General features: G+C 49.3%; 10 protein-coding genes. 9 read left to right on the forward strand and 1 reads right to left on the reverse strand.

Going from position 1 to position 10,513, the window contains the following annotated elements:
• Positions 1 to 115 precede the first annotated feature (115 nt).
• The 9 genes from mvk to DEF47_RS01725 all read left to right on the forward strand — a co-directional run bounded on the left by mvk (position 116) and on the right by DEF47_RS01725 (position 9,960).
• Positions 116 to 1,057, forward strand: coding sequence for a mevalonate kinase (mvk, locus tag DEF47_RS01685; protein ID WP_012191839.1), 942 nt, complete (start codon positions 116 to 118; stop codon positions 1,055 to 1,057).
• Positions 1,058 to 1,067: 10 nt separating this feature from the next.
• The gene (locus tag DEF47_RS01690) at positions 1,068 to 2,273 is read left to right on the forward strand and encodes a glycosyltransferase family 2 protein (protein WP_012191838.1); all 1,206 of its coding nucleotides are present in this window, start codon (positions 1,068 to 1,070) and stop codon (positions 2,271 to 2,273) included.
• A gap of 119 nt (positions 2,274 to 2,392) precedes the next feature.
• The gene (locus DEF47_RS01695) at positions 2,393 to 2,854 is read left to right on the forward strand and encodes an NUDIX hydrolase (RefSeq protein WP_012191837.1); all 462 of its coding nucleotides are present in this window, start codon (positions 2,393 to 2,395) and stop codon (positions 2,852 to 2,854) included.
• An 8-nt stretch (positions 2,855 to 2,862) separates the two neighbouring features.
• Positions 2,863 to 4,527 carry a serine/threonine-protein kinase gene (locus tag DEF47_RS01700; RefSeq protein ID WP_012191836.1) on the forward strand — a complete coding sequence of 555 codons (1,665 nt, stop codon included), beginning with the start codon at positions 2,863 to 2,865 and terminating at the stop codon, positions 4,525 to 4,527.
• A 9-nt stretch (positions 4,528 to 4,536) separates the two neighbouring features.
• Complete coding sequence (locus DEF47_RS01705; RefSeq protein ID WP_012191835.1) at positions 4,537 to 5,058, forward strand: NUDIX hydrolase; 522 nt, start codon at positions 4,537 to 4,539, stop codon at positions 5,056 to 5,058.
• A 73-nt stretch (positions 5,059 to 5,131) separates the two neighbouring features.
• Positions 5,132 to 5,419 carry a hypothetical protein gene (locus DEF47_RS01710; protein ID WP_012191834.1) on the forward strand — a complete coding sequence of 96 codons (288 nt, stop codon included), beginning with the start codon at positions 5,132 to 5,134 and terminating at the stop codon, positions 5,417 to 5,419.
• 92 nt (positions 5,420 to 5,511) lie between these two features.
• Positions 5,512 to 7,449 carry a histidine kinase N-terminal 7TM domain-containing protein gene (locus DEF47_RS01715; RefSeq protein WP_012191833.1) on the forward strand — a complete coding sequence of 646 codons (1,938 nt, stop codon included), beginning with the start codon at positions 5,512 to 5,514 and terminating at the stop codon, positions 7,447 to 7,449.
• Between the two features lie 25 nt (positions 7,450 to 7,474).
• Entirely contained in the window at positions 7,475 to 9,133 is a 1,659-nt protein-coding gene (locus DEF47_RS01720) for a response regulator (protein WP_012191832.1), read from the forward strand.
• A gap of 140 nt (positions 9,134 to 9,273) precedes the next feature.
• The gene (locus tag DEF47_RS01725; protein ID WP_041304846.1) at positions 9,274 to 9,960 is read left to right on the forward strand and encodes a hypothetical protein; all 687 of its coding nucleotides are present in this window, start codon (positions 9,274 to 9,276) and stop codon (positions 9,958 to 9,960) included.
• Positions 9,961 to 10,042: 82 nt separating this feature from the next.
• On the opposite strand, the gene DEF47_RS01730 is transcribed toward DEF47_RS01725, so the two are convergent.
• Positions 10,043 to 10,513, reverse strand: a 471-nt coding sequence (locus DEF47_RS01730) for an NCS2 family permease (RefSeq protein ID WP_287044933.1), incomplete at its 5' end; no start/stop codon positions are given.

The following is a 10,513-nucleotide window of genomic DNA, read 5'->3' on the forward strand; positions in this document are numbered from 1 at the left end:
GCGGGACGGAAGGGTGGTGATTGCTGGCAATCAATCGAATAGCGCAAATTGTATCATTCGTTTGCAAACCATAAGTCACACAGCATATTAAGATATTCGATCTATAATACGTGCAATGAATAGTGCGCCTGGAAAACTTATTTTAGCTGGCGAACATGCCGTGGTCTACGGCCAACCAGCCTTGGCGATGCCGATTGCCGCCTTACGTGCAAGCGTCGCCGTCGAACCAGCCCCACGCGGCGCGGGCATGACCGTGCATGCGCCAGATTTAGGCTTGGTTTGGCGTTTGCGGGCCACTGCACCGTTGAGCGATTTGGCCCAGCGCACCTTAGATTATTTACAATTGCCAGAACCAGATTTGCGCTTGACCATTAGTTCTAGTATTCCAATTGCTAGCGGGATGGGCAGCGGGGCAGCGGTTGGCGCAGCTTTAGTCCGTGCCTTAGCTGAACAGGCAGGCCAACAACTTTCGGCCCAAGTTATTTCCGATCTGGTTTATCAGAGCGAAAAAGCTTTTCATGGCACTCCCTCAGGCATTGATAACACCGTTGTAGCCTACGAACAACCAATTTTGTTTCAACGCCAAACCCAAGGTGAACCACTGATTGCGCCGTTAGCAGTTGGTAATCAATGGCATTTTGTGGTGGCTGATAGCGGCATCGCCAGCGAAACCAAAGCCGTCGTCGGCGATTTACGCCAGCGCTGGTTGGCCGATCCGGAGCTTTATAATCGCCAATTTGTGGCGGTTGGCAATTTAGTACGCCAGATTCAAACGGCATTGGCTGGCAATGATGCCGAACTATTTGGCCAATTGCTGAGCCAAAATCATCAATTATTGCAAACCCTGGGCGTTTCAGCCGAAAAACTTGATTATTTGGTGCAAACAGCTTTAGCGGCTGGGGCGTGGGGAGCCAAAATGTCGGGGGCTGGCTGGGGGGGAATTATGCTAGCACTCGTTCCGGCTGAACGCGCCAGTTATATTCAACAACAACTGCGAGCGGCTGGCGCTGTGCAAACCTGGCAAACCAGCTTGCTACCAACGGATTCAAAGCGATGAGGTTGCTTCTGTGACGATTGATGCTGCAATTATTGTTGTAACCTACAACCACGCCCGCTATATTGGCGATTGCCTCAGCTCGTTGCTGGCGCTTGATCCTGCGCCCAGCGAATTGGTGGTAGTTGACAATGCCTCGCGTGATGCAACGGCCAAGATCGTCAAAAATCAATTTCCTCAAGTGCGCTTTGTGCAAACCGGAGCCAATTTGGGCTTTGCAGGTGGTTGCAATCAAGGCGCTCGATTAACCTCGGCTGAATATATTGTGCTGGCTAACCCCGATTTGATTGTACAGCCCGATTGGCTTGAGCAGCTTATTGCGCCGTTGGAGCGTTGGCCGAGCGTTGGTGCGGTTGGCGGCAAATTGTTATATCGCGATGGCACGACCATTCAACATGCAGGCGGAGTTTTGCGCTTGCCATGGGGTTTAGGCCATCATCGTGGGGTTGGCGAGCATGATCATGGCCAATACAACGCACTTGAAACTGTCGATTATGTAACTGGGGCGGCCTTTGCTTGTCGGCGGAGCACTTGGGATGTGCTCGATGGCCTTGATGAGCAATTTTACCCGGCCTATTACGAAGAAGTTGATTTTTGTACTCGCCTACGGCGTGCTAGCCTTGATGTGCTATACACGCCCCGCGCAGTCGCAACCCATATCGAAGGCTCCAGTGTGGGCCATCGCAGCGCCGTTTATTTGCAACTGTACCATTTTAATCGGCTACGCTACCTTTTTAAATACTTCAACAATACCTGGCTGATGCGTACATGGCTGCCTGCCGAGATGGGCCATATTCGGGCTTGTGCCAGCGATGACGAGATTCAAGCGCTGAAAATCGCCTACTTGGCCTATCAATCGGCCTTTTTAAACCATGAATCCCAGCCCGTCATCAGCGAACTGGATATTTTTCCCGATGAGACCGCTGATGGTGGCGAGACCGAATTACAATGGATTGAACGCCAACTTCGTGCTAAAGTGAAGGTCGAACCAGCGCCGATTCCAGCACGGCAACGTTGGTTAGGGGCGATTCGCAATGGCCTGCTACGCTTGGCCACCCGTGATTTTATTGTGCCGATAGTACAAGCACAAAATGATACTAACGCCGCCTTGTTAGAATCGATTCAAGCATTGAGCCGCCAACGCCGTGCAGCCGATGCAACCATCCTACTACAAGGCATGTTATTGGCCAAAAGTTTGGATCAACAACCAAAGGCCTAAATTGCCCCTCTTGATCACCACGTTATGATAGTGTTAAGCCAATGTTTATGACATTGGGTTTTATATTGCTTTGGTCTGCGACGACTATTATTCATTATTCGTTTTTAGGAGCGTCAACGATGACCAAGATCCATCCACCGAGCCATCGGGTTGCGGCATTTGCCATTATTTTTAGTTCCAATGGCGCAGTGTTGCTTTCACGACGGGCTGAGAGCGGCTGGTGGAATTTGCCAGGTGGTGGTGTTGAAGCCCACGAAAGTGTCAGCGAAGGCATTATTCGTGAGGTGCGCGAAGAAACAGGCCTAGAAGTTGCGGTAACTCGGCTGGTTGGGGTCTATTCCAAGCCCCAAAAGCATGAGGTGGTGTTAACCTTCGAATGTCATGTGCTTGGCGGCGAGTTGCAAATAACTGAGGAATCATCGGAACATCAGTGGTTTGCGCCCGAACAGCTACCAACCGAGCATTTTCTGCCAAAACATCGCGAGCGCGTGCTTGATGCTTTGAGCAATCAGCCAGCAGCGATTCTCCGTGATCAACGTTCACCCTCAGTCGGCGACCATCAATCCAATCACAATCAATGAGGTGAGCAGTGGCCATTCTCGATAAGCTCCTCTCGCGCTCTGATGATGCCGATAATTTAAAGGGCGTTGAGTTTAAAGTTGGCGATATTATCGACCAACGCTATTTGGTGCGCAATGTGCGCAAAGGATTTATGGGCTTAGTCTACATCGCCCGCGATTTGCGCTCGGAGCAAACCGTGGCGATGAAAACGTTTCAAGCCAAATTTACATGGGTCGATAGCGCAATTGCTAATTTTACCCGTGAGGCCGAAGTTTGGATGCGGCTTGGTTCGCACCCAAATATTGTCGAAGCAACCAGAATTGTGACCATCGCTGGCCGTCCGCATATCGTCATGGAGTTTGTGCCAGGGGTTTCGCTGCGCGAGATGATGCGCCGTGGTCGCTTGCGTTTCAAGCACATTGTCGATTTTGCCATCCAAATTTGTTGGGGCATGCAATATGCCTACGATCGCTGTAATTTGATTCACCGCGATCTCAAGCCCGATAATGTGATGGTTACACCCGAAGGCATCGCCAAAGTCACCGATTTTGGCTTGGCGCAAGGTGCAAGTGTTTCAACCAAAGTTCGTTGGGGCCACGATTCGCAGCACAACGAATCGAAAATTGTGACCCACGCCAGCGATTTGTTTGGCGGTTCGCAGCCCTACATGTCGCCAGAACAACGGGCACCAGGCACGCCGTTGGGCACAACTAGCGATATTTATGCCATGGGCGTGATGCTGTATGAGATGATGATCGGCGATTTGCCGTTCAAAGCCCCAACCGTTGCTGAATTAACGCATCTGCATTGTAACGTACCGCCGCCAACGCCCTCAGAAGTACGGCCTGATTTGCGGCGCGGCTGTGATCATGTGATTTTGCGCTGTTTGGCCAAAAAAGCCAATGATCGCTATCAATCGTTCGATGAGCTAGAACACGATTTGCAATGGCTGCGCAAATATCACCTTGGCGAAGAATTGGCGCGGCCAACCGTGACGATTAGCCTTGAAACCCAAGCCGCCGATTTGAATGCCAAGGGGATTGTGCATATGTCGCTGCACGAATACAGTGCGGCGGTTAAATGTTTTCGCCAAGCCACCGAGCTTGAAAGCAGCCGCGCAACCTATTGGCTCAATTTGGGTATGAGCCAAGTGGCCTTGTTGGCCTACAACGATGCGCTCAAAAGCTATGAACATGCCTTGACTTTAAATCCAAGCCGCGATGAAGAAGTTCGTTTGCACTGGCTTGCTGGTGAATCGCACGAATATCTGTATCAATTGCGCGAAGCCTTGGAAGATTATGATGCAGCCTTAAACTTGGACAAAAAAGAGCGGCGGGCTTGGCTGGGCCGTGGTCGGGTCTATAGCGCTTTGGCCTTGCCCAAAGAGGCCTTTCAAGCCTACGAATACGCTTCCAAGCTCGACCCGAACGATCCGGTTACCTGGCGCAGCATGGGCTATGCCTCGCTCGAATTAAACCAAGCCAAGCAGGCCTTATACTATTTCGATCAAGCGTTGAAGGTCAACCCACGCGATGCACAATCGTGGTGCGGCAAAGGCCAAGCCTTCCTTGATCTCAAGAAAAACAACGATGCCTTGCAAGCCTACGAAAAAGCCTATAAACTCGACGCGAATTTAGCAGAAGCCGTGATGGGCTTGGCCAAAGTGCGTGGCACTGGGGCATTACCGAGGTAGGCAAACAGTATGGGTCGCGAAGATCAAGGCATCAATAACAATTTGCATCGTTGGCAGACGATTCCACGCACGCTCTGTTTTGTGACCTTTGGCAGTGGAGCCGAACGCCAAGTGTTGCTATTGCGTGGTGCGCCAACCAAACGAGTTTGGCCCAATCGCTTAAATGGCGTGGGCGGCCATATCGAGCGTAACGAAGATTTTCTCAGTGCAACCCTGCGTGAAGTTCACGAAGAAACTGGCTTGACGGTGGCGCAACCGCGTTTGGCTGGCATTGTGCATATTGATAGCGGCGCTGAGGTTGGGATTGTGATGGCGGTGTGGACTGCCGAGGCCAGGAACCAAAACATTGTGTCAAGCGTCGAAGGAGCATTAGAATGGCACTCAGCTGCGCAATTACCAACCAGCGATCTCGTTGATGATTTAGCGATTCTGTTGCCCAAAGTGCTGAGCATGCAACCACATGATCCGCCATTTTTCGCTCATTATTCTTACGACGAACACAATCGACTGCGGATTGCTTGGCAAGCTTAATGCAGAACCAACTTAATTAATCGCGCAGCAGGCACGGCTTACCCCGTGCTTGTTGCATGGTAGGAGCAAGATTATGCCACTCACACCCTATGATAATCCCAACGGCGTACCAGGCCAATTGGTTGGCTCGAAATTATTGTTGATTTTTGCGGCAATTTTGGGTTTGGCTGGGCTGCTATTAACGATTTTTGGCGATCTATGGACAGGTTTAATGCTGCTGGGCGGAGGCATGAGCTTTGGTTGTTTTAGCGTCATGCAATCAAATACGCCCACCTCGACCCGCAACCGAAACATCCTTTTAGGCGTAGGTTTGGTGGCGGGGATTGTAGCATGGTTGGCGGCGCTCAAATTAGCCCTTTAGAATCGCCTAGACGCGCCATGCTATAATTCAGGTGGCGGCACTGCTGCGGCCACATTCGCAGACTACATTCTCAATCGCTAGGAACTTTAGGTATGGTGGCGGCGTTTTCGTGGACTAATTTTTTGCTTGCAGCCAATGACCTAACGCTGGCAGCAATTGTGGTCGTGGGGTTTTCGTTATTTGCCTATATTGCGCTGCACAATTGGCGCAATGGGGTAGCTCGTTCGTTTTGTTTGTTGATTGTGGGGTTGATGATTGTGCTGGGGGGCGCAATTCTCCAACGTCAAGCGCAAACCGAAGCTACTCGTCATGTGCTTTGGCGCATTCAATGGGCAGGTATTAGCCTTGTGCCTGCGGCCTACTACCATTTTGCCGAATCTCTGCTTCGTAGCACGGGTGATCCACGTATGTGGACGCGAGTGCTCTTGCCTTTATTCTATACATTTAGTGTTGGCTTTTGGCTGGTCGCGCTGACGAGTAACATTTTGGTGATTGATGTGCCAAGTCAGCCGTATGTTGGCTTTGGCAAAGGGCCATTGTTTTGGTTCTTCATTAGCTATTTCGTCACCGTGTGTTTGCTCGGGGTTTGGTGTATTCGCCAAGCCCATCGGCGCTCGATTACTCCGGCCAATCGGCGGCGCTTATGGTATTTAAGTACTTCTTTTTTAGCCCCATTTCTGGGTGTATTTCCCTATTTGATTATCGCCGCCAATACTAAGGGCGTGCCATCCTGGCTTTCGTTGATGCTACTAGGCGCAAGCACCACCGGCGTGGGAGTGATGATGACCCTCATGACCTATAGTGTGGCTTTCCATGGGGTGATTGTGCCAGATCGTTTGGTTAAGTATAATTTCTTACGTTATGTATTATATGGGCCATTCGTTGGCGTAGCCTTGATTATTTGTTTGCAATTGGTTGAGCCGATCAGTGCCGCCACCGGCTTGCCGCGTGCAACGATCACGATTTTTGGGGTAATGTTGATGACGGTGATGATGCCAATTTTTATTGGGCGAATTCGGCCAACCGTCGATACCTTGATTTATCGCCAAGATAGTGATGAAGTGCGTTGGATGCGCCGCTTCGAGGAGCGAGCTTTCACCCGCCAAGATTTACGCCAATTGCTCGAAAATACCTTGGTGGCGGTTTGTGGCTCGTTGCGGGTTGAATCAGGCTTTGTGCTGGCTCCCAATGACGAGCATTTTACCGTTCAAGCATCGTGTGGCCCGCGCCGCACCATCAAGCAATTTTTGAATGTTCATGATATCAACGAGCTATTGCAAAATCTGCCCCACTTGGCCTTCAGCAACGATCGCATTCCCGAAGTTGAGGATTTTAGCATTCGCGATGGCTTTTGTTTGTTGCCATTGTACAATAGCCAGCAGGAATTATTGGGCGCAATTGGGATTGGTTGTCGGCCAGAACAACTGACCATTCCCACTCGCCAGTTAATTGCAACCTTGGCGCATCAGATGGAATTGGCGCTAACCCATATGCAATTGCAGCAAAACCTATTTAGCTCGTTGCGTGGGCTAGCCCCCCAAAGCGCTTCGCTGTTACAATTAACCAGTGAAATTGAAACGCCAGTCACCGAAAAAAACGATGCGCTGGCTGATGTGGCCTTGCACCCTGAGTTTCCACAGTTGGTCAAGGATGCACTTTCACATTATTGGGGTGGCCCAAAACTGAGCGATAGCCCATTGCTCGATTTGCGCACAGTGCGCCAATTGCTCGATACCCAAGGTGGCAGCCCAACGCGGGCTTTGCAAGGCGTGTTACGCCAAGCGATCGAAAACATTCGGCCTGAAGATCAACTTGATCCAACGGCTCCCGAATGGATGATTTACAATATTTTAGAATTACGCTTTCTCAAAGGCTTACGGATACGCGAGATTATAGATAAGCTCGCAATGAGCGAATCGGATTTTTATCGAAAACAACGGGTGGCGGTGGAAGAAGTGGCCCGTCAGTTGGCGCTGATGGAAGACCAAGGCGATCGCCCTTCCGGCTCGGTTGAGCGACAACGTCCCTAAGCGCGAGGCATCTGGAGATACCTGTATGGATAGCTACGAACGCCGTTCTCGTTTTGTTCACCGCTTTGCAACACCCCTGACCACGCTGAATGCGGGGTTGGCGTTGCTTGAGCGTTATTTAGCTGAAAGTAATGCCAACTCGGCCCAAATTGCTGAGGTGATGGGCTTGCTCAATCGCTCGGCAACCCGTTTGGGCAGTGCGATTGATGTGCTGCAAGAATATATGTTTGATCACCCAACTGGCATTCAGGTGATTATTCCCGATGAGGTGCTGGCGCAGCGCCCACAGCATCCAGTTCAAACGCCTACCGAACAGCCCAATTTGGCCTTACCCAAATATCCGCCCGATATCGACACCAGCAAACCGTGTGTCTTGCTGATCGAAGATTCGCAAACCTATCGCGCAGTGGTTTCCGCACGTTTGACCCAATCGGGCTATAACGTGGTAACCGCTCCCGATGGCATGGCTGGCTTAGATTTGGCGCGGGCTTATCAACCAGTGGCGATTATTCTCGACCTGATGTTGCCCCACCTCAATGGCGAACAAGTGGCCTTTGTGCTGGGTGAAGACCCTGAAACCAAGCATATTCCAATTATTATTTACACTGGCTTAGAGGCCAAGCAAACCGAAAAACTTGAGCTTGACCCACGCCTGCAAATCATCCGCAAAGACGAAGCCTTGGATCGTTTGCCAATCATGGTCAGCGAGTTGGTGATCAAAAGCCGCAAAAAAACCATCGCCGAGCTTTTGGTAATCGAAGATGATCAAGAGATTCAGCAAGTGGTCAGCCAAGGCTTATCCAACGCTGGTTATTCGATTACGGTCACGACCAGCGGCGAGGAAGGCTTGCGTTTAGCCATGCGCCAGCCTTTCGATTTGATTATGCTCGATTTGATGTTGCCCGATATTGATGGCTGGACGGTGTTGCGCCAGTTGCGCGAACGCACGCAAACTGCGACCACGCCGCTGATGCTGGTTTCGGCGCTGGGCAAGCCCGAAGAAAAAGTACGCGGCTTTCAGCTTGGTGCAGACGATTATATTACCAAGCCCTTTGATTGGAACGAATTGCTAGCACGAATCAGTGCCTCGCTGCGCCGCCGCGAAGTCGAAGGCAACGCCAACCCATCGACGATGTTGCCTGGCAATCGGGCGATTGAACGGGCGATTGCTGCTCGTTTAGATCGCAAACAGCCATTTGTGGTTGGCTACTGCGACCTTGATCACTTCAAAGCCTACAACGATCAATATGGCTTTCTCAAAGGCGATGCGATTATCCACCAAACCGCGCGAATTATCACTGGCGCGGTGGAACGTTCGGGAGCGGCTGGCGATTTTGTCGGCCACATTGGTGGCGACGATTTTGTGTTTCTAGCCCATCCCGACAACGTTGTAGCGATCTGCGAATCAATCATTCGCGAGTTTGATCAGCTTGCGCCCTTGTATTACGACATCGAATCGCGCCAACGCGGTTTTATTCGCCAAAACGACCGCGAGGGTAATCCCAAGCAATTTCCGTTTGTCAGCATCTCGATTGGCGTAGTTTCGAGTCTCAACCACCAAATTACCCACTTTGCCGAGTTTGGCGATTTGGCCGCCGATGTGAAAAAGCGGGCCAAAGCCCATAAAGGCAGCGTTTATCTGATTGAAACTGGCGACAAGGCCACTGTCAACGCCGCAGGCTAGATTCGCCCACCGCAACCCCTCTCCCAATTGTTGGGAGAGGGGCTTTTTTGTATTATTTGAGATTAATAGGGCTAGCGACTGATATTAATAATTAAGCTAAAGCTTATACTAGTTGTGATGATTAACAATGTGGAGGTTCTATGATTGAGCGCGTTCGTATCGCCGACATTATGACTCCCGCCGACGAAGTAATTTTCTATGATCCAGCGATGGAAGATGAATGTGTAAAATTTTGTAAAAACCGAAATATTGAATATTTACCTTCTCTTGAAGATCCTAATAATAAGGCGTATTGTAGGAGTGAAAAAGGCTTCTTTGAAGAAATAACCCTTGATGATTCCTTAAAAATCGATGTAAATTTAGATGCGTTTAGTGAGCAAGCTCTTAGTAAGTTCAAACAGAATAAAGTTCTATTTGTTTATAACTATGGTGAATTTTGCGGTATTATTCATTTCTCTGATTACAATAATGATAAAATTAAGGTTTATATTTATTCGATAATTCTTTTATATGAGACATCTCTGAGGAAAATACTTAGAATAAATAATGTCAAAGACTTAAGAAATATGGATTTTGAGAAACATTATATAGGAGAATTAATTGATGAAATTTCAAAAAATGATAATATAAAAATTAAAATTAATAATAAAGATATATTGAGGATTTTCAGGAATAGTATAATGCATTTTCATACAACAATTAGAAATAAAGGGGTTAATGTAGAAGAATTTATTTATGATAAAAATGATTTTATTATTTTTACAGAAAATGTAAATATATTGATGTGTGAAATTAGAAGAGTGAAAACATATATATTAACTAAATAATTTACCGAAAGCCTCGATTTTGAAATATAAAGCCGAGGCTTTCAACTTATCTGTCTTAGCGAAATTTAGGGGTGAGGTAAGGCTAAATCTTCGCCTCGATCAATGGCAATAGAAAGTAAACCAAGAAGGCTACGGCGACGAACCACAACAATGGATGCACTTGCTTGGCCTTGCCCAAGGCCAATTTCAGCACCACATAGCTGATAAAGCCAGCGCCAATGCCGTTGGTGATGCTATAACTGAATGGCATAATCGTCATGGTCAGCAAGGCGGGAAAGCCCTCTTCAAGCTCGCCAAAATCGATTTCGCGAATGCCGCCGCACATCAAAAAGCCCACGATAATCAAGGCTGGCGCGGTCGCTTCGCTTGGCACAACTCCGGCAAATGGCGCGATCAGAATGCTTAGCAGGAACAAAATCCCGGTAACCACGGCGGTTAGGCCTGTGCGCCCGCCCTCGCCAACGCCCGCCGCACTTTCGATGTAGGTGGTGACCGATGATGTGCCGAACACGCCACCAGCAACCGCTGCAACTGAATCGACCATCAACACCCG

The organism is Herpetosiphon sp. (assembly GCF_003512625.1).
Classification (GTDB): Bacteria; Chloroflexota; Chloroflexia; order Chloroflexales; family Herpetosiphonaceae; genus Herpetosiphon; species Herpetosiphon aurantiacus.

What these genes read in the sequence shown, in the direction of transcription:
- DEF47_RS01695 (WP_012191837.1), top strand. Translation starts at nt 2,393, where the DNA reads ATGACCAAGATCCATCCACCGAGCCATCGGGTTGCGGCATTTGCCATT.
- DEF47_RS01725 (WP_041304846.1), top strand. Translation starts at nt 9,274, where the DNA reads ATGATTGAGCGCGTTCGTATCGCCGACATTATGACTCCCGCCGACGAA.
- DEF47_RS01705 (WP_012191835.1), top strand. Translation starts at nt 4,537, where the DNA reads ATGGGTCGCGAAGATCAAGGCATCAATAACAATTTGCATCGTTGGCAG.
- DEF47_RS01710 (WP_012191834.1), top strand. Translation starts at nt 5,132, where the DNA reads ATGCCACTCACACCCTATGATAATCCCAACGGCGTACCAGGCCAATTG.
- DEF47_RS01720 (WP_012191832.1), top strand. Translation starts at nt 7,475, where the DNA reads ATGGATAGCTACGAACGCCGTTCTCGTTTTGTTCACCGCTTTGCAACA.
- mvk (WP_012191839.1), top strand. Translation starts at nt 116, where the DNA reads ATGAATAGTGCGCCTGGAAAACTTATTTTAGCTGGCGAACATGCCGTG.
- DEF47_RS01715 (WP_012191833.1), top strand. Translation starts at nt 5,512, where the DNA reads ATGGTGGCGGCGTTTTCGTGGACTAATTTTTTGCTTGCAGCCAATGAC.